The sequence below is a fragment of the Azospirillum sp. B4 genome (assembly GCF_000333275.1).
In the GTDB taxonomy this organism is placed as follows: domain Bacteria; phylum Pseudomonadota; class Alphaproteobacteria; order Azospirillales; family Azospirillaceae; genus Nitrospirillum.
In genome coordinates, this window is the sequence record NZ_BACU01000116.1 from 13,914 (window position 1) to 37,976 (window position 24,063).

The window sequence follows — 24,063 nt, forward strand, 5'->3', positions numbered from 1 at the left end:
CTCTACAAGGGAGGGGAGCGAGGACAAGGCCGGGAAACCAGGGGGTTACCCGAATTTACCGGACGGCAACAGGAAAGGCAGGCCCGTAACACGCCAGCCAAACTGCCCATCAGCAGGCGAAGTCACTGATCTTGCCATCATCACCCACGTGCACGACGCACAGCCAGGTGCCGGCGGCGTAGCGCGCCTCATAGACGTCGTGACTGACGCGGGCGTCGGCCGCGTCCTTTTTGTTCAAGGCCCGCTCGATGCTGCCGATGTAGCGCACCTCCTGCAACGCCCCCCGCCCAGCCGCGCGGCCGGGGCGGGCCAGCAGCTTGGCCAGGCGCGGCAGAAGGTTGGGGGTATAGATGGCGGCGGTCAGCTGGCCGCTGTCCCAGTCGGCCAGTGCCTGGCGCAGGGGGGCCAGGCTGGGCGGGGCGGCGTCGGCCGGCGGCAGGAAGCGCACACCGCGCGCCGGCACCTCGGCGGTCACGGGCAGGAAGCCCACCAGCCGCCCGGCGGCCTGGCCGGTGAAGGTCAGGGTGGGCTCACCCACAGTACCCTCGACCTCGGCATCGACGTGGAAGGCGATACCGCCCGCCAGGTTCCATGACAGGCTGAGATGGCGGTCGTCAAGCTCGCCCTCCCCCACCGAGTCCAGCAAGGGGCAGTAGGCCAGCAGGCGGGTGCGCCGCTGCTCGAACCGGCAGATGTGGGTGTCGTTGTCGTAGCGCTTGTAGAAGGCGGAATCGCTGAGGCCGAAGGTGGAGCGCGCGGTGATCTTCCAATAGCCGCTGACGTCCAGCGGCGTGACCAGCACCTCATGGATGTCGTCATCCGGCGGCGGCGCGAACGGTCCGGCGGCGGTGGCGGGCAGGGGTTGGGCCGCCGCCGCGTGGGCCGGCGGCCGGCGACGGGCGGTGGCCGGGGACGGGCCCGCCCCATCGGCCGCGCCCAGCGACGGAGATGGTTCGGCCCCGGGTGGTGGCGTGGATTCGGATGGGGGCAGCCTCACGCCGTCGGCGGGGCCACCCAGGTGGTGCAGGGCGGTGCCGTGCTCCTGGGCGTTGTTGCTGGCGCAGGCGGCCAGGCCCAGCATCAGCGCCACCGCCAGGCCGGCGCGCCCGCCCATCCTCACGCCCCGCCGCCCGGAGCTTCCGGGTCAGCGGTTTCCGGCGCCTGATGCTTCAGGATCAACGGCACCTGGGCCATGCTGAACAGGACGAACAACGGGATGACGACGAAGGACTTGTAGCCCACCCACTGGTCGGTGGTGAGGAAGCGCCACGCCACCTCGTTGGCGGCGGCCAGCAGCAGGAAGAAACCGGTCCAGCGCACGGTCAGGCGCCGCCAGCCGCCGTGGTCCATCTCCACCCCCACCAACACATGGGCCAGCAGGTTGCGGCGCAGCGCCATGCCCACGGCCAGCGCCACGGCGAACAGCAGATAGATGATGGTGGCCTTCACCTTGATGAACGTCTCATCGTTCAGCCAAAGGGTCAGGCCGCCAAACACCAGGACGAAACCGCAGGTGACCAGCGGCATGACCGGCCACTTGCCATCCAGCTTGCGATAGATGGGCAGGGCCACCACCGCCGCCACCATGAAGGCGGCGGTGGCGACCATGATCCCACCCTTGGCATTGGCCACGAAGAAGACGACCAGCGGTCCCCATTCCAGCAGCAGACGGATCAGCTGAGCCATTATTGGAACGCCGCTTCCACGAAGCTGCGCAGCTTGCGGCTATGCAGGCGTTCCAGGCCATTCTCCCGCATCAGTTCCATGGCCAGCAGACCGATGGCCAGGTGCTGGTCCACGCGGGCGCGGTAGAAGTGGTTGGCCATGCCGGGCAGCTTCAGCTCGCCATGCAGCGGCTTGTCGGACACGCACAGCAAGGTGCCGTAGGGCACGCGGAAGCGGAAGCCGTTGGCGGCGATGGTGGCCGATTCCATGTCCAGCGCGATGGCGCGGCTTTGGCTGAAGCGCTGCACCGGCTCGCGATAGTCGCGCAGTTCCCAATTGCGGTTGTCGATGGTGGCGACCGTGCCGGTGCGCATCAGGCTTTTCAGTTCCCAGCCCTCCAGGCCGGTGACCTGGCCCACCGCCTTTTCCAGGGCCACCTGCACCTCGGCCAGGGGGGGCACGGGGATCCAGGTGGGCAGGTCGGCGTCCAGCACCTTGTCCTCGCGCACATAACCGTGGGCCAGGACATAGTCGCCCAGGCGCTGCGTCTCGCGCAGGCCGGCGCAATGGCCCAGCATCAGCCAGACGTGCGGGCGCAACACGGCGATATGGTCGGTGATGGTCTTGGCGTTGCTGGGGCCCACGCCGATGTTGACGATGGTGATGCCGTTGCCGTCCGCCCGCTTCAGATGATAGGCAGGCATCTGCGGCAGGCGCTTCACCCGCTCGCCCTCGCTGGCGCGGCCGGGTTCCACCGTCTGGTTGTAGGTGATGTGGTCGCCGGGCTCGACGAACGCCACGTACTGCGAGCGGTAGGCCTGCACCTCGGGGTCGTCCGAGGGCTCCATGGTCTCCAGGCCCCGGCGCACGAATTCGTCGATATAGAACTGGTAGTTGGTGAACAGCACGTAGTTCTGGAAGTGGTCCGGCGAGGTGGCGGAATAGTGCTTCAGCCGGTGCAGGCTGTAGTCAACCCGGGGGCCGGTGAACAGGGCCAGGGGCTCCGGCGAGCCCGCTGGGCATTCATAGGTGCCATTGACGATGCTGTCGTCCATCACCGCCAGGTCGGGCAGGTCGAAAACCTCGCGCAGCTTGTACAGGCGCTCCGGCGACAGGTCGCCTTCCACATGCATGCCCTCGGGGAAGGCGAACTGGATGGGAACCGGCATGTCGCTCACCCCCACCTCGATGCTGGTGGTGTGGTTGCGCAGCAGTTGCTGGAACTGGTGGCGGTAGTAGTGGGCGTAAAGATCGGGCCGCGTCAGCGTGGTGCGGTAGGTGCCGGCACCGGAGACGAACCCGTAGGCCAGGCGGCTGTCCACCCGGGGCTCATGGTCCACCGTCACCTGCACGAAGGGATAGAAGCGCCGCACCCGGCCGGTGAATTCCACGCCCTTGGCGTAGTCCTGGAAACAGGCCCGCAAATGCCCGACGGCCTCATCATACAGCGCCTGCACGTGGACGAAGGCGGCATCCGCGTCGGTGAAGGTGACGACCTTGTCAGCCTGCAGGGAAACCGGTGCGTTCAATCGAATAACTCCTTTTATTCTCGGGCGTTCCCCAGTCCTGCGGCCGGATTGCCGCCGACGGGCGCCCCATGTCGGCAAAGTCTTTTAAAAAATAGAAAAGCCGCATCGGGGTGTCCCCCGCATGCGGCTTGTTCTTCATAGTCCGCCAATCGCCCGGGGGTGTCAAGCGCACCCTGATGACGGTTTCGGGCTTCACCGGCGGGCGCACCAATCGCGCCACAGGCCCCGGTAGACCGCCTCCACGGCGCGGGTGTACGCGGCGGTGTCGAAGACCGGCGTGCGGGCCATGCGGTCGCGGAAGGCCATGCGCCCCGCCACCAGGGCCGCCGGGTCGTCCGCCAGGCCCACCATGCGGCCGGCGAAGGCCTCCGGCGTGTGGGTGATGAAATCCGTCAAGCCGGCGGCCCGCAGGATGGCGCCGGTGCTGCGCGCGCCGGAGGTCAGGCCGGTGGGCAGGGCCAGAACCGGCACCCCCATCCATAGCGCCTCGCAGGAGGTGATGCCGCCGGAGTAGGGGACCGGATCCAAGGCCACATCCATGCGGCCGTATGCCGCCAGGTGCTCCGCTCGTGAGCTGCTGCCCATGAACTCGACCCGTTCAGGCGCGACACCGCGCCGCGCCAGCCGGGCCTGCAGATCCGCGCGCACGCCGGTACCGTCCAGTGACGGATCCTTGATCAGCAGCCGTGTCCGCGGCCGGGCGCGCAGGCCCAGGGCCCACAGATCCAGGCTGGAGTCCGACACCTTGGACAAGCGGTTGAAACAACCGAAGGTCAGGGGGGCACCGGTGGCGGCCGGCCCGGGGACCACGGGGGGACAGTCGGGCGGCGGTTCGAAGCAGAGGAAGCAGGGCAGATCGATCACCCGCTCGGCGAAGTGCACCCTTTCCTCCGGTGGAATCACCACCGGGTCGGCCAGCAGGGCGTCCATGGCGGAAATGCCGGTGCCTGTGACATGCCCCCAGGCCGAAACCTGTACCGGCGCCGACCGGGCCGCGAACAGCGGCAGCCGGTTGCCCAGCGTGTGGCCGGACAGGTCGACCAGGATGTCGACGCCATCCGCCCGGATCTGCCCGTCCAGGACGCTGTCCGGCAGGCCGGCGACGACGCGCCAATCGTCCACCGCCTGGCGGAACCGCGCGGTCACCGCATCCTCGGCGGTATAGTTTGAATAGCAGATCACCCGGAACGCCGCCCGGTCATGCCCGCGCACCACCGGCCCGAAGCAGGTGGCTGCCGAATGGGCGCGGAAATCGGCCGACACATAGCCGACGGTCAGGGGACGGTCCGGATCCGGCGGGTTCGGCCACGCGGCGGCGGCCGGCCCCTTTGGCCCCCCCGGGGGGCCGTACAGGTCATGCCAGCGCCGCCGCTCGGCCTGGGCCGTGGCGACGTCAATGGTCGCGTCGAAATCCAGGGCGAAGATCAGATTGCTGTGGCCGGCGGCGCTGGGCGACAGCGCCAGGGCGCGCCGGTAGAAGGATATGGCCTCCAGCCCCCGGCCGGCGGCCAGTTGGTGCAGGCCCATGTTGTTCAGGATGCCCGGCTCCTGGTCGTTCCGTTCCAGGGCCCGCTGGTGGAAGGGGGCGGCCTCGTCGGAACGGCCCAGCCGGTCCAGCAGCACACCCATCAGGCTGAGGGCCGGCTCATAATCCGGATCGGCGGCCACGGCGGCGGTCAGGTACTTGAAGGCCTTCTGGCTGTCCCCCTTGCTCAGCGCCAGCGCACCATAATCGGACGCCACCTGGACGTTGTCGGGCTCGGCGGCGATGATCGACTCCAGCACCCGCGCCGCGTCCGGCGGAATGCCCGGGCAATAGAGCAGCGCGGTCAACAGGCCACGGCGCGCCTCCGCATGGCCCGGCGCCTTGTCCAGCAGGCTGACATAGCGTGTGATCGCGCCGGGGGCGTCGTGGTTGTCCATCAGCGTGTTGGCCAGGTTCAACTCGGCGTCGCCCAGCCCCGGTTCCAAGGCCAGCGCCCGCCCGTAGGCCGCCACCGCCTCATCCAGCCGGCCCAGGCCTTGGAAGGCGCACCCCAGGTTGAAGTGATACAGCGCCACGCCGCCGTCCAGCGCGATGGCGGCGGCCAGGTCGGCGACGGCGCCCTCCCCCTGGCCTTGCCGCTGCCGCAGCCCGCCCCGGGCGGCCAGCAGGTCGGGCCGCGAGGGGGCCAGGGCGATGGCCCGGCCATAGGCCGCGTCCGCCTCCTCGGCCAGGCCGGCGGCGTCCAGGCAGCGGGCCAATCCCATCCAGGCGTCAAGATAATCGGGGGCCAGGGCCACGACCTGGCGGAAGGCGGGCACCGCCTCATCCGGCCTTCCGGCCTGCCACAGGATGGTCGCCAGCGTCATGGCCGGCGCCGCCGCCTGGGGATGGCGCACCGACAGGGCGCGCAGCAGGGCAACGGCCTCATCCGCCCGGCCCAGCGCGGTATAGGCGACCCGCAGGTTGTTCAGTACCTCCGCATGGGCGGGGTTGGCGTCCAGCACGTCGCGTAATGGCCCAATGGCCTCCGCCGGGCGGCCGGCCTGAAGGTGCAGCACGCCCAACAGGCGGCTGGCGTCAGGCTGCTTCGGCACCGCCGCCAGCACTTGGCCATACAGGGGGGCCGCCTCGTCCAGGCGCCCCGCCTGATGCAGCGCCACAGCCTGCTGGAGGATGTCGGCCAGAGTCGTCACCGGGGCAGTCGTCACCGGGGCCACCTTCCACGCGTCGGTATCACCAGGCGACTATAGGGGACAAATCCCCCCTGGCAAATCACGGCGGGCAAATCACGGCGGGCAAATCACGGCGGGCAAATCACGGCGGGTCAGCGGCCGTCTTCCAGCCCTACCAACGACGCGGCGAAGGCGGCGGCATCGAACGGGCGCAGGTCGTCGATCCCCTCACCCACTCCGATGGCGTGGACCGGCAGGCCGAACTTCTGCGCCAGCGAGACCAGCACGCCGCCCCGCGCGGAACCGTCCAGCTTGGTCAGGATAAGACCGTTGACCGACACCATCTCCTTGAACACCTCCACCTGCGAATGGGCGTTCTGGCCGGTGGTCGCGTCCAGCGTCAGCAGCGTGGTGTGCGGGGCGGTCGGGTCCACCTTCTTGATGACGCGGACGATCTTGCGCAGCTCATCCATCAGTCCCTGCTTGTTCTGCAGGCGGCCGGCGGTGTCGATCAGCAGCACGTCGGCGCCGGCGGCGCGCGCCTTTTCCAGCGCCTCATAGGCCAGGCCGGCGGCGTCGGCGCCCGTCTCCTTGGCCACGACGGGCGCGCCGGTGCGCTCCCCCCAGATCTGCAGCTGGCTGACGGCGGCGGCGCGGAAGGTGTCGCCAGCGGCCAGCCACACCGTCTTGCCGGCGGCGCGCAATTCCCGCGCGTACTTGCCGATGGTGGTGGTCTTGCCCGTGCCGTTGACGCCCACCACCAGCACGACATGGGGCTTGTGGTTGCCGTCCAGCACCAGGGGCTGGGCCACGGGAACCAGCACCTTGGCGATCTCGTCGGCCAGGAAGCGCTTCACCTCATCGGGCGAAATCTCCTTGCCGAATCGGCTCTTGGCCAGGTCGCCGGTAACGCGCGCCGCCATGGCCGGGCCCAGGTCCGCCTGGATCAGCAGCTCCTCCAGCTCCTCCAGCGTCTCGTCATCCAGCTTGCGCTTGGTGAAGATGCCGCCGATGCCGTCAGTCAGGCGAGAGGTGGACTTGGAGAGCCCCCGGCGCAGGCGCGACAGCCAACCGCCCTGGGGCGCCTCTTCCTCCGGCGCTGCCGGGGCGGCGTCCAGGATCAGGGCGGATTTGGGCGCCGCGACGGACGGCTCCACGGGCTCCTCGGCCATTTCAGGCGGTGCCGGCGGTTGCTTCGGTTGCCCAACAGGCTCGACAGCGACTGGAGTTTCAGGCGTGGGTGGGGCGACCGGGGTTTCGGCGGCGGGCTTCTTACGCTTGATCCAATCGAACATCAGCAGCAACCCATCAGCATGTCGCCATCCAGCCCGGCAATGCGGGCGTCCACGAGCGTGCCCGGCGCGAAATCGCGATCCAGCCGCACCTCGGCGAATTGTTCCGTGCGGCCCACGCGGTCCTTTTCCACCAGCACCGTGACGGTGCGCCCTTGCTGTCCGGCCAGGTGCCGGCGCACCGCCGCCTCCCCCGCCGCGCGCAGCTGGGCCGCCCGCTCCTTGCGCACCGCCTTGTCCACCTGCGGCATGCGGGCCGCCGGCGTGCCGGGGCGCGGGCTGTAGGGGAAGACGTGCAGCCAGGTCAGGTCGCAATCCGCCACGGCATCCAGGGTGTTCTGGAACATCTCGTCCGTTTCCGTGGGGAAGCCGGCGATGAGATCGGCGCCGAACACCATGTCGGGCCGCAGGTCCCGGGCACGCCGGCAAAATTCGACGGCGTCGGCGCGGCTGTGCCGGCGCTTCATGCGCTTCAGCACCATGTCGTCGCCGGCCTGCAGGCTGACGTGCAGATGGGGCATCAGGCGCGGTTCCTCCGCGATCAGGCGCCAGAGGTCGTCGTCGATCTCCACCGGGTCCAGCGAGGACAGGCGCAGGCGCGGCAGTTCCGGCACCAGGGCCAGCAGGCGGCGGATCATCTGGCCCAGGGTGGGCGTGCCCGGCAGATCGGGACCATAGCTGGTGACATCCACGCCGGTCAGCACCACCTCGCGGTAGCCCTGCTCCACCAGCGTGCGCACCTGGGTCACCACCTCGCCCATGGGGACGGAACGGGAATTGCCCCGGCCGTAGGGGATGATGCAGAAGGTGCAACGGTGGTCGCAGCCGTTCTGGACCTGGACGAAGGCGCGGGCGCGCCCCTCCATGCCCTGGATCAGGTGGCTGGCGGTCTCGCGCACCGACATGATGTCGTTGACGATCACCCGCTCCGCCTGGCCGGCGCCGAAACTGGTCCAGCTGTCGGCCTTCAGTTTCAGATCGTTGCCCAGGACCTGGTCCACCTCCGGCATGGCGGCGAAGGTGCCGGGGTTCACCTGGGCGGCGCAGCCGGTGACGACGATGCGGGTGTCCGGATTCTCCCGCCGGGCCTTGCGGATGGCCTGGCGGGCCTGGCGCTCGGCTTCCGACGTCACAGCGCAGGTGTTGAAGATCAGCACCGGGCCCAAGCCGGCGGCGCGCGCGTGGTCGCGCATCACCTCGGACTCGTAGGTGTTCAGGCGGCAGCCGAAGGTGATCACCTGCGGGCCGCCGGCCTCGCCGGAGACCTCCGGGCCGGAGCCTTCCTGGCGATGCTCGTGATCATGCCCGTCACGGGCGTGTTCAGCGGCGTGTTCAGCGCTCATTGCCCGGCGCCCGCCAGCAGCGCGTCGTCCAGCGTCCCGCTGAAGGCCGTGGCCACCGGCCCGGTCATCAGCACATGGCCATCCGCCCGCCATTCGATGGTCAACGTGCCGCCGTCCATGACGATATCGGCCTTGCGGCCGGTCAGGCCGCGCCGGGCGGCCGCCACCAGGGTGGCACAGGCCCCGGAACCGCAGGCCAGCGTGATGCCGGCGCCGCGTTCCCACACCCGCATGCGCACCCGGCCGGGGGCCACCACGGTCGCGACCTCGATGTTGGCGCGCTCCGGGAAGGCGGTGTGGTGTTCCAGCTGCGGGCCCCAGTGGGGAAGGTCCACAGCCTCCGCATCGTCCACGAAGAACACGGCGTGGGGGTTGCCCATGTTGACGGCGCAGGGGCTGGACAGGGGGCCGGCGGCCACGTCCAGCGTCAGGGTGTCGGCGGGCTCGGCCAGTGGAATTTGTCGCCAGTCCATGCGGGCGGGTCCCATGTCCACCGTCACCGTGCCATCGGCATGGCGGATGGCGGGCAGCAGGCCACTGATGGTTTCCACGGTCAGACGGTCACGCCCGGTGCCCTCTGCAGCCATCAGCGAGGCGACACAGCGCGTGGCATTGCCGCAGGCGCCGGATTCGCTGCCGTCCGGGTTCAGGATGCGCATGAAGACATCGGCATCCGCCGATTGGGGCGGTTCCAGGATGATGATCTGGTCGCAGCCGACGCCAAAGCGCCGGTCAGCCAGGACGCGCGCCTGGGCGCCCGTCAGGGACAGGGGGGTGGTGCGGGCGTCCAGAACGACGAAGTCGTTGCCAAGCCCGTGCATCTTGAGAAACCGGCGCGCCATGATGCCCGGTTATATGGCGACGATCCGCCCCCTGTCCATGGCCGTGGCCGGCAGGGCCGGCCTGTCGGTTTGTCGTCCCTCCAGCGCCGGCGCCCCCCGCCGGGGCCGCCGCTTGGCTATTTCTTCCCGAACACCAGCATCTTCGACAGAACGAAGTTGAAGCCCATGCCGGCCAGCGAACCGGCGCCCTTGGCGCCATAGGGCCACAGGGCGGGCAACCACGGCAGGATGGCAATGGCGAAAGCCGGGGCATCCAGCCAGACGATAAGGTTGTACGTGGCCAGGTTGACCACGCCGCCGACGGCGTTGGCCGCCAGGAACTTGGCCCATTGATGCAACGCGCGGCGGCGGTTGACACCCTTGAAGGTGAATTCGCGGTTCATCCACCAGGTGAAGGTGGCCGCCATGAAATAGGAGAAGAAGCCGGCGCTGTGCTTGTCCAATCCCAGGGGGTGCATGGCCACCCACAGCGCGGCCAAGTCCACGAACAGCCCCCCCACGCCGATGAGGGCGAAGGATACGACCTCCGCCCTCACCCGCTTGGGGGCTGCTTCAGAGGGGTCGCTTTCAGGCAGCTCCGCCACCGTCCCTCAGCCCCGGCCCAGCGGCGCGAAATCCGGCGCCGGGATCTCCAGATAGCGCAGGCGCTTCATTTCACGCCGGCCACGGGTCACCGTGTCCAGGATCAGGCCGCAGGTCAGCGACAGGAAGGCAAGGGTCATCAGGCTGGTGGCCAGCACCGCCGTGGGCAAGCGGGGTACCAGCCCCGTCTCCACATACGTCACAAAAATCGGAATGCCCAGGATGACCGATAGCAGCGCCAGCAGAAGGGCGGCCACGCCGAAGAACAGCATCGGCCGTTCCTCCTTCACCAGCTTGGTGATCATCCACAGAATGCGCATGCCGTCCTTGTAGGTGGACAGCTTGCTGACCGACCCGGGTGGCCGGTCCTTGTAGGGGGTCTCCACCTCCGCGATGGGCATGCGCAATTCCAGCGCGTGCACCGTCAGCTCCGTCTCCGTCTCGAAGCCGCCGGCCAGCGCCGGAAAGGACTTCACGAAGCGGCGCGAAAAGACGCGGTAGCCCGACAGCATGTCGTTGGTGCGCTTGCCGAAAATGAAGGTCACCAGGCCGGTCAGCAGCATATTGCCGAAGCGGTGGCCGGGGCGGTAGGCCGCCTCGATCTCCGTCACGCGGGCACCATTCACCATGTCAAGCTGCTCGGTCACCAGCCGGTCAATCAAGGCCGGGGCGCTGGCGGCATGATAGGTGTCGTCACCGTCCACCATCACGTACACGTCCGCCTCGATATCGGCGAACATGCGGCGCACCACATTGCCCTTGCCCTGCAACGGCTCGGTCCGCACCACGGCCCCGGCGGCGCGCGCTACCTCCACCGTGCGATCCTTGGAGTTGTTGTCGTAGACATAGACCGTGGCGTCCGGCAGGGCCGCCTTGAAATCGGCCACCACCTTGGCGATGGCGGCCTCCTCATTATAACAGGGCACCAGCACGGCCACGGTGGGCTTACCGGCGGCATGAAGGGCGGTGGTATCGACCATCGCGCGAAATCCTTAAAATAGGCGTCAATTCACGGGGTTCATATCACGGTCCGCCGCAGGTTGCAGCGGTATGATGCGGCACAACAGCATTGGCTCATCCAGCGTCGAGGTGACAGGCTGGCAGGGCTCCTCGGCGCCCTTGAGGCCATAGCGTGGCAAAATCTGGTCTATGGTCCAGGTCTCCCAGTGCGCCACCAGCAGATAAAAATCATCGCCATCGGCGATACCCTGGTTGATACGCTGACGCATCTGGCGGTTCAGCAGGATGTCGCCCTGGTCGGGATGGATGAAATAGCTCTGCAGCCGCAGAAAGGGGATCTGCGGCGGAAAGCCTGGGATAAGGAAGCTGGTGGGGGCATAGCCCGTCATCAGCATGACGGTGTGGTCCGGCCGGGGCAGCGCCGGGGCCTGCACCTCCGACACCTTGGCGTTCCATGGCCGGTTCCCCCAGGCCACGCGGGCCCAGGTGCCGGACTGGGCGGTCGCGGTCACCAGCAGCAGCAGGACGGCCGTGACGGCGCCCCGCACCCGGGCCGGCACCGGCCACAGGGAGATGGCCGCCAGGATCAGCACCGGGGCCAGCATCTCCAGAGGAATCAGATAACGGTAGATGGCGAACAGTTTCAGCCACACCAGATAGCTCAAGCTGCCCGCCAGCAGCAGGTAGCGCCGGGCGCGGGCCGGCGCGGTGGCATCCATCGACCGGGTGCGGCCCCAGGCGACCAGCATCACCGCCCCCGTCACCAGCAGCACGCCATAGGCGGCCAGGACGCGGTAGTCGCGGAAGACGATCTCGCCCACCAGCTTGGGATCCATGGCCCAGGCCAGGGGGAACAACGCCGCGGCCACGGCCCCCTTGGGGATGAACTTGTCATCCCGGTAAGGGTCGGGCGTGCCCCAGGGGGAATGGAAGACGTTGTTGAAATAGGGGAACAGCGGGTTCTGGAAATGGCTCCACAGGAACCACATCCAATGGCCGGAGAAGAGCGCCATGCCGGCCAGCACGCCCACCCCGAAGAAGAAGGCCAGGAACAGCCGCCGCCAGGGTGTGCCACCGGCCAGCAGGAAGGCGGCGCAGGTCCCCACGGCGAAGACGATGGTGGGCTGCTTCAGTCCCACGCCGCTGCCTACCAGCAGGCCGGCCAGCGCCACCCGCCGGAAGGCGCGTCCGGCATCCGGCCCCCAGGCCGCCCCGCCCCCCCCAATGGCGACAAGCACGCCACCCAGGACGAACAGGCTGATGACGTTGTCGTAGAAGGTGGTGCCCAGCAACCCCACCTGGCCGCCACCCACCATGCCGCAGACCGCCACCGCCAGCGCCACCAGGGTGCGCCGACGTTCGGGAGTCACCGCGCGCTGCACCATCCAGGCCAGTCCGTACAGCAGCACCAGGTTGGCCCCCTGGATGCTGCCCAGCAGGAATTCCACCACCCGCGCCGGCCACACCTGCGCCGCCAGGAAGAAAGGCAGGTCCAGCGTGGGGTTGTAAAAGCTGGCCACCTGGGCCGGCGCCACGTCCATTCCCCACCGTCCGGTCAGGAAGGCGTAGGCGTTGTACCAATGATAGTTGCGCAGGTCCCAGTTGCCGTCCTGCCCCAACAGCGCGGCCCACAGGCCGAACAGGAAGGGGCCGGCCAGCAACAGGCTGAGCGCCAGGCGGCGGGCGGTGCGGTCTTGCGTGGGCAACAGCATGGGATCCGGCGATTGAACGGCGGGAGAGGTCGGAAGGTAGACAGGAAACTAGGTCAGTGGATCATGCCGACCACGTCCGCCATGTCGGCGCCGTCGAGGTCCGTGTCGTTCAGGTCGACGTCGCGTAAATCGGCGCCGGCCATCTTGGCGTCCGACAGCTCCGCATTCTTCAGCACCGCCCCCACCAGCGAGGATTGGGACAGCACGGCGCGCTTCAGCATGGCGCCGGACAGGTCGGCGCCATCCAGCCGCGCCCGGTGCAGGTTGGCGCTCCACAGCCGGCCGGTGGAGCTTTGGATCAGCACCGGGCCCAGGTCGGCCCGCACCAGTTGGGCACCGTTCAAGGTGGCGCGCTCCAGCGAGGCGCCGCGCAGGTCGGCGCGGCTGAGGTTGGCGTCGCGAAGATCGGCCAGCGACAGGTCGGCCATGGGCAGCGAGGTGCCCACCAGGTTGGCTTTGCGCAGGCACGCGCAGTGCAGCAGGGCCGCCGACAGGTTGGCGCCGGCCAAGTCGACGCCGCTCAGATCCAGGCTGGACAGGTCGGCACGGGCGCCGTCGCGTCACCCTGTCTCCACCCATTCCGAATGCAGGACCAGCATGGCCGACAGGTCCAGGCCCGCATCCTCCGGCGTCGGGGCGTGGATGCCCTCCAGCACCTCCTCGGCGCGGCGCGCGTTGTCGTCCAGGATGGTGCCCATCATCAGGGCGCCGGCGAATCGGGCCAGCCCCAGTTCCGCCCCCGTCAGGTCGGCGCCATGCAGCTTGGCGCCCGTCAGGTTGGCGCCCGTCAGGTCCGCCCCCTTCAGGTCGCAGCCGGTCAGGTTGGTGTTGGTCAGGTTGGCCCGCGCCATCTTGGCGCCGCGCATGATGCAGTCCGTCAGGTCCGACTGCACCAGGAAGGTGTTGGACAGCTTGGCCCGGCTGAGATCGGCGCCCACCACGGTGGCGCACGACAGTTCCGTCTGGACGGGCACGGCGTCAAACTCGTGCGGGGTGATGCTGCCATCCTTGCGGACGTGCATGATCGTGCCTTCGCGCAGGTCGGCCTCGGCCATGGACGCCTGGTTCAGCACGGCGCCACGCATGCAGGCGCCGCGCAGGTCGGCCCGGCGCAGATCGGACCGTTCCAGATTGGCCAGACGCAGATCGGCGGCATAGAGGGACGCGCCGGTGAGGACGCAGTCCACCATGCGGGCGCCGAACAGCTTGGCGCCTGAGAAGTCGGCCTCCGCCAGGTTCAGGCCCGACAAATCCATGTGGGACAGGTCACGCAGCTTGAAGCTCGCACGCACACCACCGGGCTGCTTTGTCAGAAATGCCCGATGCTTGCCAACGATGGCCAGCAGCTCCGTCTGGCTCATCCTTGACCGTTCGGGTTCGGCATTTCTGCCGGACGACATTGACATACCAGCCTCCGCGGGGCCGCCGCCCCGCAAATTGATCGCCACGGGATGGCGCACTGACAAGACTACCCCGATAACCTGTTCATACCTTATCTTAAACGCGCCCTGGAAGAGGGGGCGCACAACCACAAGCAGGCTTTAGGCGAAATAGCGGGAAAGTCCCCCCGTCTATTACAGGTGTACAGGCCGCTGACAACCGTCCGGTTTGGTTAATACCGCTCTCCCGGATCCCCTGCCCTTTGCCACCAACCGGGCGGCACGGGGGCCGGTCATGCATGAACCGCCACCGTCAAGGATTGACAGGCGCCCGCCACAGGTCTAGATAGCCCAGCCTCGACCCTGGGTTTCGATCCGGGGTCGGACCGCACCCCGCGCCCAGGCGCGCCGCCAGTCCACGAGTTTCGTGCACTGGCGCTTTTCGTTTGGGCAAATGGGCCTGATCGGACGCTTCGCCAAGGGGCGGGGAACGGTAATCGGAACGGCAATGGCCAGGACGGGTTATGTTTGACGGCTTGACAGGACGGCTCGGCGACATCTTCGACCGGCTGCGTCGGCGCGGCGCCCTCACCGAAGAGGACGTCGGCGCCGCGCTGCGCGAGGTGCGCGTGGCCCTGCTGGAGGCCGACGTCGCCCTGCCCGTGGTCAAGTCCTTCATCAACGGGGTGAAGGAAAAAGCGGTCGGGCAGGAGGTGCTGCGTTCCATCACCCCCGGCCAGATGGTCATCAAGATCGTCCACGACCATCTGGTCGAGATGCTGGGCGAACAGAACGAGGGCATCAACCTCAACGCCGAGGCGCCGGTGCCGGTGCTGATGCTGGGCCTGCAGGGCTCGGGCAAGACCACCAGCACCGCCAAGATCGCCCGCCTGCTGAAGACCCGCGAGAAGAAGAAGGTGCTGATGGCGTCGCTGGACACGCGACGCCCGGCCGCCCAGGAACAGCTGCGGGTGTTGGGTGAACAGGTGGACGTGGCCACCCTGCCCATCGTCCCCGGCGAAGACCCGGTGACCATCGCCCAGCGCGCCATGCGCGTCGGCCGGCTGGAAGGCTATGACGTCGTCATGCTGGACACCGCCGGCCGCCTCGCCATCGACGAGGAGTTGATGGATGAGGTCGTGCGCATCCGTGACGTGACCCGGCCGGTGGAAAGCCTGCTGGTGGTGGACGCCATGACCGGCCAGGACGCCGTCACCGTCGCCACCAACTTCAACGACAAGGTCGGCGTCACCGGCATCGTCATGACCCGCATTGATGGCGACGCCCGTGGCGGCGCCGCCCTGTCGATGCGCCAGATCACCGGCCGGCCCATCAAGCTGCTGGGCACCGGCGAAAAGATCGACGCGCTGGAAGCCTTCCACCCCGACCGCATCGCCGGCCGCATCCTGGGCATGGGCGACGTGCTCAGCCTGGTGGAGAAGGCCGCCGAGACCATCGACCGCGAGGAAGCCGAGAAGCTTGCCGCGAAGATGGAGAAGGGCAACTTCGACCTGGACGACATGCTGTCCCAGCTGCGCCAGATCCGGAAGATGGGCGGGATGGGCGGCATGCTGTCCATGCTGCCGGGCGTGGGCAAGATCAAGGACCAGCTGTCCAAGGCCAACATCGACGAGCGCATGCTGAAGCGTCAGGAGGCGATCATCACCTCCATGACTCAGAAGGAGCGCCGCGACATCAAATTGCTGAACGCGTCACGGCGCCGGCGCATCGCGCTGGGCTCCGGTACCACGGTGGCCGACGTCAACCGGCTGCTGAAGCAGTACCAGGACATGGCCGACATGATGCGCAAGTTCAAGAAACTGGGGAAAAAGGGGCTGATGCGCCAGGGCTTGTCGGCCCTGATGCCCAAAGGCCGCTGACCCCAGCCAGGTTCAGTTCGCGTTTCACCACTTAAGTTCAATCAACACCGTAAGTCAGGAAGTAAAAAAATGTCCCTCAAGATTCGTCTGTCCCGCGGTGGCGCCAAGAAGCGCCCGTTCTACAGCATCGTCGTGTCCGACAGCCGTTCGCCCCGCGACGGCAACTTCATCGAGAAGATCGGCACCTACAACCCCATGCTGCCGCGTGAGCATGCCGAGCGCATCGTCCTGAAGGAAGACCGCGCCCGTCATTGGCTGTCGGTCGGCGCCCAGCCCACCGATCGCGTCGCCCTGTTCCTGGGCCGCGCCAACATCATCGAGCTGCCGAAGGTCATCGAGAGCCCGAAGAAGTCCGCCCCGAAGGCGAAGGCCCAGGAGCGCGCCAAGCTGGCCGCCGCTGCCGCCGCCAGCGCCGAAGGCTGATTGGCCGGGTTCCATCGGTTCGTGACGGGGGCGGTCTAACCGCCCCCGTTCGCCTTTGGGACACCATTCGGCTTTGGAGAGCATATCTATGACCAGCGCCACGCGCATTTGCGTCGGGCAGTTCGTCGGCAGCCACGGGGTGCGCGGCCGCGTCAAGGTGAAGAGCTTCACGGCAGTGCCGGAGTCGCTGTTCGCCTATGGCAAGCTGTCCGACGAATCGGGCGCCCGCACCTTCGCCCTGACCATGACCGGCATGGGCAAGGATCACTTCCTGGCGGAACTGCAGGGCGTGCGCGACCGTGACGCCGCCGATGCCCTGAAGGGCACACGGCTGTACATCGAGCGCGGCCAGCTGCCCGCCACCGACGACGAGGATGAGTTCTACCACGCCGACCTGATCGGCCTGGTGGCGACCACCGCGGACGGCGAGCCCTTCGGCGAGATCAAGGCCATCTACGATTTCGGTGGCGGAGACATGCTGGAGATCGCGCACGCGGCCTCAGGCAAGACGGTCACCATCCCCTTCACCCGCGCCGCCGTGCCGGTGGTGGACGTGAAGGCGGGTCTGGTGACGGTGGAGCCCCCGGCCGGCTTGTTCGAAAAGGTGAAGCCCACGCCGGAGGAACTGGCCGAGATGGAGGGCGGTCCCGCCGCCGATGAGGCCGTGACCTCGGAAGAAGACGCGCTGGCGGCCCCCGAGGCCGAGGGCGACGAACCGTCCGGGGCCTGATGCCATGGCGGCCGGCTGGCATGTGACGGTGCTGACCCTGTTCCCGGAAATGTTTCCGGGACCGCTGGGCATGAGCCTGGCGGGCAAGGCACTGGAAAATGGCACATGGTCGCTGGAATCAGTGGACATCCGGTCTTTCGCGAGCGATAAGCATCGCTCCGTGGACGACACCCCGTTCGGCGGCGGACCAGGTATGGTCATGCGGCCCGATGTTTTGGATGCGGCGCTGACCGCCAGCCGGCAGCAACTCAGCCAGGAACAGGCGGAACGGGGCCGGGCGATCTACCTCTCGCCGCGTGGACGTGTGCTGGATCAGGCGTTGGTGCGGGAGCTCGTATCGGCGCCGGCCCTCACCATCCTGTGCGGCCGGTACGAGGGGGTGGACGAACGGGTCCTGGAAGCGCAGGGCCTCGAGGAAGTGAGCCTCGGGGATTTTGTGCTGTCCGGGGGGGAGCCTGCGGCGCTGTGCCTGATCGACGCCTGCGTCCGGCTGTTGCCGGGTGTCATGGGCAACGTCGAGACGGCAGGCGAAGAGAGTTTCGAGCGGGGATTGCTGGAGTATCCCCACTATACGCGGCCGGCCGTCTGGCAGGACCGCGCGGTGCCCGAGGTTCTACTCTCCGGGCACCATGAGAAGGTGAAAGCCTGGCGGTTGGCCGAGGCGGAGCGCATCACCAGGGACCGGCGACCGGACCTGTGGCAGCGCTACGAGGAGAGCCGGCCCAAGGTCGAAGCCAAGAGGCGACGCCCCAAATCGAAACATGGGCGCAAGGCCTCAATTGAAAAGGATGGTGTTTCCACCCCCGTGGAAACGGCGCCTGTGTCGAACCTGGATTGACCGCCGTGAGGCTGGCCATTGTCATCATTTGGAGTGTTGAGTCATGAACATCATCCAGAAGCTCGAGCAAGAGCAGATTGAAAAGCTGACCGCCGCCCGTGCGGTCCCGGAATTCTCCCCGGGCGACACCGTGAAGGTGAACGTGAAGGTCGTCGAAGGCTCGCGTGAGCGCGTGCAGGCCTACGAAGGCGTCGTCATCGCCCGCCGCAACGCCGGCGTGAACTCCAGCTTCACCGTCCGCAAGATCAGCTACGGCGAAGGCGTGGAGCGCGTGTTCCCCCTGTACAGCCCGCGCCTGGACAGCATCGAAGTCATCCGCAAGGGTGACGTGCGCCGCGCCAAGCTGTACTACCTGCGCGATCGCCGCGGCAAGTCGGCCCGCATCACCGAGCGCACCACCGGTCGCGGCATGAACAAGGACGCCAAGTAAGGCTTTCCTTGGCAGGCGGCCGGGCCCCAAGTCCGCCGTCGCCCTCGGTTTCAAGTACGAGCCCCCCGCCGGACACCCGTTCGGCGGGGGGTTTCGCTTTAGGGCCCGGCGCCCTCACGGCTCCCATACGGGCGGAGACCCGATGGCGGAGCGCAGGCCGTCAATGAAGGCGCGCAGCTTGGCGGATGGCTCCTGCAGGGCCCTGAGCAGGAAAATACCGTGAGGGTCCCGGTTCCAAGGCTCCCGGTCCAGCGCCAGGCGTGACAGAGCCCCAGCGCGGACATCGGCCCCGACCACCCAGCCGGGAAGGAAGGCCACGCCCACGCCCTCCAGCGCGGCAAGGCGCAAGGCCTCGAAATCGTCCGATCGGAACACGACCTCGCCGCAGTCCGGCTGGCCCGCCGCATCGCCCAGCACGTCAGCCCAGCCCAGAAGATCGGCACCGTGCAGCTTGTCGAGCAACCGGTGGCCGCGCAGATCGCCGATGCCGCCGGGCACGCCCTGCCGGGCCAGATAGTCGGGGGCGGCGACCACCAGCCGGGACTGGTCGGCGAGCTTGCTGGCGATCAAGGCGCTGTCGGCCAATTGCCCGATTCGGACGACGGCGTCGAGACGATCGCGCACCGGATCGGCCAGCCGCTCGGTCAGATCCAATTCCACGGATAGCCCCGGATGCGTCCGCATCAGGGCCCCCGCGACTGGCAAAACATAGCGCTTGCCGAAGGTGGGAAAGCAGGCGACCCGCAGGACGCCGGCGACCGCGCCGTCGAAGGCGGCGATCTCGGCGTGGACGTCGACAAGGTCATCGATCAAGCGTTGGCCGCGTTCGAACAGCCGCTGGCCGGCATCCGTCACCGCCAGGGCCCGGGTCGAGCGCACCAGGACCCGAACACCCAGGCCGTGTTCCAGGGCGTCGATCTGCCGGACGATGGCCGAAGGCGTCACGCCCCGCCGCCGCGCGGCGCCCGAGAAACTTCCCGCGCGCACGACGTCGACGAAGACGCCCACGAACTCGGCGAACCTCGGATCCTTCATCCCCACCTCCGCCCCGCCACCTTTGCTCCAAGGGCAAAACGATTTCGAGCAATGGCCGCGTTATCACGCGCCGCGGCTGGCCGCATGGTTGGGCCATCGGACGGGGCGCTTCCGCCCACCGGTCCGACCCAACCAGGAGACAGTGCCATGGCCATCATCCCAGACCGCATCCTATCCCAATCGGCCTACAGCCATGAAGTCGATGTTCCGATTGAAAAAATCGACATTGCCAACTGGCTGTTCACCCTGCCCGAGGCGGAATATCTGCGCTGCTGCTCGCCCGACCACATCGCCGCCGGCGTGACGACCACCGATGACGGCCGGCGCATGTCGATCAATGTCGAGATGATCGGAACGGGCTTGGTCGTGCAGCACTATGTGGCCGAGGAAGCGGGCAAGACCTATTGCCGGATGAATTCGATCTCGGACGTCTTCACCGCCAACGGCCGCACCCAGGTGAACGTCGTCTGGGAGTTGATCGCCGAGGCGACCGAGGACGGGCGCACCCGCTATACCAACCGCGTCACCGCCCGCCCGACCGACGCCTTCATGGGTTTCCTGGCCCAGCACGGCATCACCTATGAGGATGCCGCCGCCGCGCGCCAGGCCGCTGGCGGCGACCACAACCGCCGCGAAACCCCGCTGTTCGCCGAGAGCATCGCCCGGCACGCTCTTCGTACCCATGGGGCCGTGTCGTGAGGGCCATCGCCTATGACCGCTTCGGCTCGCCGGATGTGCTCCGGCTGGTCGAGGCACCCTTGCCGCAGCCGCGCCCCAACGACCTGCTGGTCCGGGTCGCCGCCGCGGGCGTCAACCGGGCCGACCTGATGCAGCGCGCTGGCTTCTATGGCGACCAGACCTTCGGGGAGAGCCCCTTGCTGGGCCTCGAGCTGGCCGGCGAGGTCATCGGGGTCGGCCCAGCGGTGACGGACATCCAGGTCGGGGACCAGGTGATGGCCATCGTCGGCGGCGGCGCCTATGCCGAGGTGGCCCGGGTGGACCGCGACATGGCCGTCAGGGTGCCGGAGAGGCTGTCCCTGATCCAGGCGGCCGGGGTCATGGAGGCTTTCGTCACCGCCTGGGAGGCGGTGGCGCACCTGGCCCGTGTCCAGGCCGGCCAGCGGGTACTGATCCACGCGGCTGCCGGCGGCATCGGGTCGGCAGCCGTTCAGATCGCCAAGTCCCTGGGTGCCGTTGTCTACGCGACGGCCTCGGCCGGGCGGGCGGCGGACGTGCGCGAATTGGGCGCCTTGGAGGTGATCGACCATCATGCGGCGGACTTTGAGGCAGAGATCGCCCGCTTCACCAAAGCGGCGGGCGTGCACGCGGTGATCGATTTCATCGGTGGTGAGTATCTGGCGCGGAACCTCCGCAGCCTGGCGCCCGGCGGCAGGCTGGTCCAGGTCGGTGTCCTGAGCGGTGACGCCGACACCACGATCCCGCTCGACTTGGTGCTGCACCACCACCTGCTCCTGATCGGCACGGTGATGAAGTCGCGGACGCTGGAGGAAAAGCGCGCCATGGTCGCCCGCTTCGCCACGGGCGTCCTGCCCCGGTTGGCCAGAGGCGACGTCAAGCCGGTGATCGACCGGATGTTCCCGCTGGAACGGGCCGCCGAGGCGCACCAGCGCATGGAAAGCGGCGGTGGCTTCGGGAAGATCGTCCTGGTGGTCGATGGTGTCTGAAGGCACCTGGCCCCGCCCTGAAAACGCCATGGCCCCGCCCCACGGCCGCCACCGTCGGCGCGCATTCCATCGACCCGATGGGAACGCGCATAGGCTGCGGAAGGGGGCGCCATGGCACAGCGATGGTGGTGCGTGGGCGGGGTGCTGCTGGGGCTGTCGGCCTGTGCCGGGCCGGGTCTGATTCCACCCACGCCGCCGCCCCTGACACCCCAGACCTTCGCCGGTGAGGCCGGCAGCGTGCGGGGCAACTACCCCGGTTTCCAGATCGATGAGACCTATACGCCCCGCCCGCCCCTCAGCGGCCCTTGCGCCGTGTTCGTCTGGGATCGCCCCATGCCTGGTGGCTGGGCCCTCCGGGCCAAGTCCGCCTCCTGCCCCGTGCCGGGCATGTCGGGCTTCCAGATGCCCGTGGATCTGGGCCAGGGCTATATCCCGCTGGCCGACAGCACGCTGGCCCATGGCTGGGACATGCCGCCGGCGCCCGATCAACCGGCCACCGCCCCCAACGCGCGCAGACCGGCGGTGACCAAGGGGCCGTAAGTTTAGGGCACCACATCCAGGAAACGGCTGGGGATGAGATCCAGGGGATTGGGCGTCCAACCGCTGACGCGAGGCGACACCAGTCGCCGCATGGTCTTGTGGAACAGCGGTATGACCGGCGTGTCGTCCATCATCAGCCGTTCCGCCCGGCGCAGCAGGCCGGCGCGACGGTCGGGGTCCGCCTCCCCGTTCGCCTCTTCCATCAGGGCGTCGAACAGGGGGTTGCGATAGCTGGCCGTATTTTCCTGCCCCGCGTCGCCGCGCATCAGCGCCAGGAAGCTGTTGGGGTCGGCGTAGTCGCCGATCCAGGAGGAGAAGACCATGTCCTGGAAGGACTTTTCGTTGGACTGGGTGATGACGGTACGGAAATCCCGCTCATCCAGCCGTACCTCCAGTCCCAGCGCCGTCCGCCAGCGGGCGGCCACCGCCGCCGCCACGGCCCGCCAGTTGCCCCCCCGTGGATACAGCAGGCTGACCGCCGGCAGGCTGTGACCGCCGGGACCGTAGCCCGTCTCGGCCAGCAAGGCCCGGGCCCGCTGGTCGCGGGCCTCCTGGCTCATGCCCCGCCAGGCGGGCCAGCCGGGCTCATACGCCCTGATACCCGCCCCCTTGTCACCTGGGATGGCGGCCAAGGGCGGCACATAGCTGTAGGCTGGCTGCTCCCCACCCAGAATTTGGGTGGCCAGCCCTTCACGGTCCACGGCCAGGGTCAGCGCCTCGCGCAGCTTGGGCTGGGACTTCCACGGTTCGTTGCGCAGGTTGAAGCTGAGGAAATAGGTGTCGTAGGCGTCGGACCGGACGAAGGCGTCCGGACGGGCGGACCGCGCCCAGGCCACCTGGTCGATGGGCAGTTCATACGTGGCCATGAGGCCGCCGTCGCGGAACAGCCGCGTCTCCGCCTCGCGATCCTCCAGCGGCAAATCCCGCACCGTGTCGATACGGACCTTGGCCAGGTCGTAATAGGCGGGGTTGCGCGCCAGGGTCAGGTGATCCTGCGCCACATTCTCCACCAGAACATAGGCACCGCTGGAGACGTAGTGGCCGGGCTGGGTGAACGCGTCGCCGTAGGCCTCGACGCTGGCCTTCTGCACGGCGAACAGCGCCTGATGCTGCAGCATCGCCACGAAATAAGCGGTGGGGCGCACCAGTTCCACCTGGAAGGTGCGGGGATCCAGCGCCCTGACGCCCAGGCGGGCCGTATCCTTGATGGCGCCCTTGGCGATGCCTTCGCCGTTCACCACGGTCCACATGTAGTAGGCGTACGGTGCGCCCGTGCGCGGGTCGGCCAGACGCCGCCAGGAGAAGACGAAGTCATCCGCCGTGACGGGCGTGCCGTCCGACCATTTGGCGTCCGCCCGCAGCTTGAAGGTGTAGATGCGGCCGTCGGGGGAGACCGTCCAGCTTTCCGCCAAGGCCAGGCGGGCGCCCCCCTTCCCGTCGGGTGCCAGCAGGCCTTCCAGCAGATCGTCGATCACCAGGCTTTCCGAGGACAGGTCGGCGCGTTGGGGGTCCAGTGTGACCGTGCCGCCGCCAATGGCCCGCACCAGGGTCTTGCCTGGCGCCTGGGGTGCCTCCGCCCTCGCGATCCCAGAAAGGGCGACGCCAGGGAGGGTGAGGCCAGCGAGCAAGGCCAGGCGGGATAACCAGCACCGGCAGCACGACGATCCCCGCATGAAGCACAGCCCCCAAGCCCGGCACCCTGTCCCCGACCACCACGGTAGAGGTGCCGCCCCGCCGCGGCAAGCGTCAGCTGTCGGCGGACGCGGGGAGGGGGGCCGGTGCCACCGGCAGCGGCGCCACCTTGGGCAGACGCAGGAAAAAGCGCGTGCCTTTGCCCGGCGCGCTGTCGACCTCGATGCGGCCGCCCAGGGTACGGGTCACCAGATTGAAGACGATGTTGAGCCCCAGGCCCGTGCTGCCCGCCCCGCGCCGGGTGGTGAAGAATGGATCGAAGACGCGGGGCAGCGCCTCGGGCGCGATGCCCTTGCCATCGTCGGCGAACAGGATCTCCACATGCTCCACCGGCGGTCGACCCGCCGTTCCGCCCCCTGCCAGCGGCAGGCTGGACGCGGTGATGGTCAGCCGGCCGGACTGGCCGGGGGCATAGGCGTGCAGGGTGGCATTGACGATCAGGTTGGTCAGCACCTGGCTCAACGCCCCCGGGTAGGTGTCCAGCACAAGGCCCGGCGGGCAATCGATGGTCAGCGTGTGGCCCGGCCGCTTCCACTGCGGGCTCAGGCTGGTGGCGATCTCATCCAGATAGGACTTCAGCGACAATAGGCGCCGCTCGTCGTTGGTCTGGTCCACGGCGATGTTCTTGAAACTCTGCACCAGACGCGAGGCGCGGCCGGCGTTGACGGTCATGAGATCCGCCGTTTCCCGCACCAGATCCAGGAACTCCATGAACGCGGAGCGGCGGGGTGCCCCTTGGGCCAGCTCGGCCTGGAACTCCCGCAGCCGGTCGCTGAGGAAGGTGGCTGCCGTGTAACTGATGCCGACGGGGGTGTTCAGCTCATGCGCCACGCCCGCCACCAACTCGC

At 68.3% G+C, this 24,063-nt stretch carries 24 protein-coding genes; 8 read left to right on the forward strand and 16 right to left on the reverse strand.

Going from position 1 to position 24,063, the window contains the following annotated elements; translation table 11 throughout:
* Positions 1-109: 109 nt before the first annotated feature.
* The 13 genes from I55_RS05580 to I55_RS38225 form a co-directional block, all read right to left on the reverse strand.
* Positions 110-1,114, reverse strand: coding sequence for a hypothetical protein (locus tag I55_RS05580; RefSeq protein WP_044559516.1), 1,005 nt, complete (start codon positions 1,112-1,114; stop codon positions 110-112).
* Positions 1,115-1,116: 2 nt separating this feature from the next.
* The gene (locus I55_RS05585; protein WP_044559517.1) at positions 1,117-1,686 is read right to left on the reverse strand and encodes a septation protein A; all 570 of its coding nucleotides are present in this window, start codon (positions 1,684-1,686) and stop codon (positions 1,117-1,119) included.
* Positions 1,686-3,194 (reverse strand): AMP nucleosidase, encoded by a 1,509-nt coding sequence (locus I55_RS05590; protein WP_085939951.1) that lies wholly within the window; start codon positions 3,192-3,194, stop codon positions 1,686-1,688. The genes I55_RS05585 and I55_RS05590 overlap by 1 nt, the downstream gene beginning before the upstream one ends.
* Positions 3,166-3,333, reverse strand: a complete 168-nt coding sequence (locus tag I55_RS36845) for a hypothetical protein (protein ID WP_159107117.1) — start codon at positions 3,331-3,333, stop codon at positions 3,166-3,168. Before I55_RS36845 ends, I55_RS05590 begins: the two co-directional genes overlap by 29 nt.
* Positions 3,334-3,386: 53 nt before the next feature.
* Positions 3,387-5,888 carry a tetratricopeptide repeat protein gene (locus tag I55_RS05595; protein ID WP_159107118.1) on the reverse strand — a complete coding sequence of 834 codons (2,502 nt, stop codon included), beginning with the start codon at positions 5,886-5,888 and terminating at the stop codon, positions 3,387-3,389.
* A gap of 116 nt (positions 5,889-6,004) precedes the next feature.
* The gene (ftsY, locus tag I55_RS05600) at positions 6,005-7,024 is read right to left on the reverse strand and encodes a signal recognition particle-docking protein FtsY (RefSeq protein WP_044559519.1); all 1,020 of its coding nucleotides are present in this window, start codon (positions 7,022-7,024) and stop codon (positions 6,005-6,007) included.
* A gap of 122 nt (positions 7,025-7,146) precedes the next feature.
* Positions 7,147-8,487, reverse strand: a complete 1,341-nt coding sequence (gene mtaB / locus I55_RS05605; protein ID WP_252181027.1) for a tRNA (N(6)-L-threonylcarbamoyladenosine(37)-C(2))-methylthiotransferase MtaB — start codon at positions 8,485-8,487, stop codon at positions 7,147-7,149.
* Positions 8,484-9,329 carry a diaminopimelate epimerase gene (gene dapF, locus I55_RS05610; RefSeq protein WP_044559520.1) on the reverse strand — a complete coding sequence of 282 codons (846 nt, stop codon included), beginning with the start codon at positions 9,327-9,329 and terminating at the stop codon, positions 8,484-8,486. The genes mtaB and dapF overlap by 4 nt, the downstream gene beginning before the upstream one ends.
* Before the next feature lie 116 nt (positions 9,330-9,445).
* On the reverse strand, positions 9,446-9,913 hold the full coding sequence (locus I55_RS05615; protein WP_083900871.1) for a GtrA family protein: 468 nt from the start codon (positions 9,911-9,913) through the stop codon (positions 9,446-9,448).
* Positions 9,914-9,919: 6 nt separating this feature from the next.
* Positions 9,920-10,891, reverse strand: a complete 972-nt coding sequence (locus I55_RS05620; protein ID WP_044559522.1) for a glycosyltransferase family 2 protein — start codon at positions 10,889-10,891, stop codon at positions 9,920-9,922.
* 24 nt (positions 10,892-10,915) lie between these two features.
* Positions 10,916-12,583, reverse strand: a complete 1,668-nt coding sequence (locus I55_RS05625; RefSeq protein ID WP_044559523.1) for a hypothetical protein — start codon at positions 12,581-12,583, stop codon at positions 10,916-10,918.
* 53 nt (positions 12,584-12,636) lie between these two features.
* Positions 12,637-13,122: a pentapeptide repeat-containing protein gene (locus I55_RS38220; protein WP_286364289.1), complete on the reverse strand. Its 486-nt coding sequence runs from the start codon at positions 13,120-13,122 to the stop codon at positions 12,637-12,639.
* A gap of 21 nt (positions 13,123-13,143) precedes the next feature.
* Positions 13,144-13,944: a pentapeptide repeat-containing protein gene (locus I55_RS38225; RefSeq protein ID WP_252181029.1), complete on the reverse strand. Its 801-nt coding sequence runs from the start codon at positions 13,942-13,944 to the stop codon at positions 13,144-13,146.
* A gap of 542 nt (positions 13,945-14,486) precedes the next feature.
* Here I55_RS38225 and ffh point away from each other — a divergent pair.
* From ffh to rplS, 5 genes are all read left to right on the forward strand, one after another.
* On the forward strand, positions 14,487-15,842 hold the full coding sequence (gene ffh / locus I55_RS05635; RefSeq protein WP_044559524.1) for a signal recognition particle protein: 1,356 nt from the start codon (positions 14,487-14,489) through the stop codon (positions 15,840-15,842).
* Between the two features lie 69 nt (positions 15,843-15,911).
* Entirely contained in the window at positions 15,912-16,265 is a 354-nt protein-coding gene (gene rpsP / locus I55_RS05640) for a 30S ribosomal protein S16 (protein WP_044559525.1), read from the forward strand.
* A gap of 88 nt (positions 16,266-16,353) precedes the next feature.
* Positions 16,354-16,995: a ribosome maturation factor RimM gene (gene rimM, locus I55_RS05645; RefSeq protein WP_044559526.1), complete on the forward strand. Its 642-nt coding sequence runs from the start codon at positions 16,354-16,356 to the stop codon at positions 16,993-16,995.
* Positions 16,996-16,999: 4 nt separating this feature from the next.
* Positions 17,000-17,833, forward strand: coding sequence for a tRNA (guanosine(37)-N1)-methyltransferase TrmD (gene trmD / locus I55_RS05650; protein ID WP_083900872.1), 834 nt, complete (start codon positions 17,000-17,002; stop codon positions 17,831-17,833).
* A gap of 43 nt (positions 17,834-17,876) precedes the next feature.
* Complete coding sequence (gene rplS / locus I55_RS05655) at positions 17,877-18,263, forward strand: 50S ribosomal protein L19 (protein WP_044559527.1); 387 nt, start codon at positions 17,877-17,879, stop codon at positions 18,261-18,263.
* Positions 18,264-18,377: 114 nt separating this feature from the next.
* Here rplS and I55_RS05660 read toward each other — a convergent pair whose 3' ends face one another.
* A complete protein-coding gene (locus I55_RS05660; protein ID WP_044559528.1) occupies positions 18,378-19,298 on the reverse strand; it encodes a LysR family transcriptional regulator in 921 nt (306 codons plus the stop codon).
* A 147-nt stretch (positions 19,299-19,445) separates the two neighbouring features.
* Here I55_RS05660 and I55_RS05665 point away from each other — a divergent pair, with 147 nt between their 5' ends.
* The 3 genes from I55_RS05665 to I55_RS05675 all read left to right on the forward strand — a co-directional run bounded on the left by I55_RS05665 (position 19,446) and on the right by I55_RS05675 (position 21,523).
* Complete coding sequence (locus I55_RS05665; RefSeq protein ID WP_044559529.1) at positions 19,446-19,997, forward strand: hypothetical protein; 552 nt, start codon at positions 19,446-19,448, stop codon at positions 19,995-19,997.
* A complete protein-coding gene (locus tag I55_RS05670; RefSeq protein ID WP_044559530.1) occupies positions 19,994-20,983 on the forward strand; it encodes an NAD(P)H-quinone oxidoreductase in 990 nt (329 codons plus the stop codon). The genes I55_RS05665 and I55_RS05670 overlap by 4 nt, the downstream gene beginning before the upstream one ends.
* Positions 20,984-21,094: 111 nt before the next feature.
* A complete protein-coding gene (locus I55_RS05675; RefSeq protein WP_148293586.1) occupies positions 21,095-21,523 on the forward strand; it encodes a hypothetical protein in 429 nt (142 codons plus the stop codon).
* A 2-nt stretch (positions 21,524-21,525) separates the two neighbouring features.
* Here I55_RS05675 and I55_RS05680 read toward each other — a convergent pair whose 3' ends face one another.
* Entirely contained in the window at positions 21,526-23,196 is a 1,671-nt protein-coding gene (locus tag I55_RS05680; RefSeq protein ID WP_083900873.1) for a peptide ABC transporter substrate-binding protein, read from the reverse strand.
* 73 nt (positions 23,197-23,269) lie between these two features.
* On the reverse strand, positions 23,270-24,063 hold a 794-nt coding region (locus I55_RS05685), incomplete at its 5' end, for a sensor histidine kinase (protein ID WP_044559539.1).

What these genes read in the sequence shown, in the direction of transcription:
- I55_RS05675 (WP_148293586.1), top strand. Translation starts at nt 21,095, where the DNA reads ATGGCACAGCGATGGTGGTGCGTGGGCGGGGTGCTGCTGGGGCTGTCG.
- I55_RS05585 (WP_044559517.1), bottom strand. Translation starts at nt 1,686, where the DNA reads ATGGCTCAGCTGATCCGTCTGCTGCTGGAATGGGGACCGCTGGTCGTC.
- ffh (WP_044559524.1), top strand. Translation starts at nt 14,487, where the DNA reads ATGTTTGACGGCTTGACAGGACGGCTCGGCGACATCTTCGACCGGCTG.
- I55_RS05660 (WP_044559528.1), bottom strand. Translation starts at nt 19,298, where the DNA reads ATGAAGGATCCGAGGTTCGCCGAGTTCGTGGGCGTCTTCGTCGACGTC.
- I55_RS36845 (WP_159107117.1), bottom strand. Translation starts at nt 3,333, where the DNA reads ATGAAGAACAAGCCGCATGCGGGGGACACCCCGATGCGGCTTTTCTAT.
- ftsY (WP_044559519.1), bottom strand. Translation starts at nt 7,024, where the DNA reads ATGGCCGAGGAGCCCGTGGAGCCGTCCGTCGCGGCGCCCAAATCCGCC.
- rpsP (WP_044559525.1), top strand. Translation starts at nt 15,912, where the DNA reads ATGTCCCTCAAGATTCGTCTGTCCCGCGGTGGCGCCAAGAAGCGCCCG.
- I55_RS38225 (WP_252181029.1), bottom strand. Translation starts at nt 13,944, where the DNA reads ATGAGCCAGACGGAGCTGCTGGCCATCGTTGGCAAGCATCGGGCATTT.
- dapF (WP_044559520.1), bottom strand. Translation starts at nt 9,329, where the DNA reads ATGGCGCGCCGGTTTCTCAAGATGCACGGGCTTGGCAACGACTTCGTC.
- rimM (WP_044559526.1), top strand. Translation starts at nt 16,354, where the DNA reads ATGACCAGCGCCACGCGCATTTGCGTCGGGCAGTTCGTCGGCAGCCAC.
- mtaB (WP_252181027.1), bottom strand. Translation starts at nt 8,487, where the DNA reads ATGAGCGCTGAACACGCCGCTGAACACGCCCGTGACGGGCATGATCAC.
- I55_RS05580 (WP_044559516.1), bottom strand. Translation starts at nt 1,114, where the DNA reads ATGGGCGGGCGCGCCGGCCTGGCGGTGGCGCTGATGCTGGGCCTGGCC.
- I55_RS05665 (WP_044559529.1), top strand. Translation starts at nt 19,446, where the DNA reads ATGGCCATCATCCCAGACCGCATCCTATCCCAATCGGCCTACAGCCAT.
- I55_RS05680 (WP_083900873.1), bottom strand. Translation starts at nt 23,196, where the DNA reads ATGCGGGGATCGTCGTGCTGCCGGTGCTGGTTATCCCGCCTGGCCTTG.
- rplS (WP_044559527.1), top strand. Translation starts at nt 17,877, where the DNA reads ATGAACATCATCCAGAAGCTCGAGCAAGAGCAGATTGAAAAGCTGACC.
- I55_RS05620 (WP_044559522.1), bottom strand. Translation starts at nt 10,891, where the DNA reads ATGGTCGATACCACCGCCCTTCATGCCGCCGGTAAGCCCACCGTGGCC.
- I55_RS05625 (WP_044559523.1), bottom strand. Translation starts at nt 12,583, where the DNA reads ATGCTGTTGCCCACGCAAGACCGCACCGCCCGCCGCCTGGCGCTCAGC.
- trmD (WP_083900872.1), top strand. Translation starts at nt 17,000, where the DNA reads ATGGCGGCCGGCTGGCATGTGACGGTGCTGACCCTGTTCCCGGAAATG.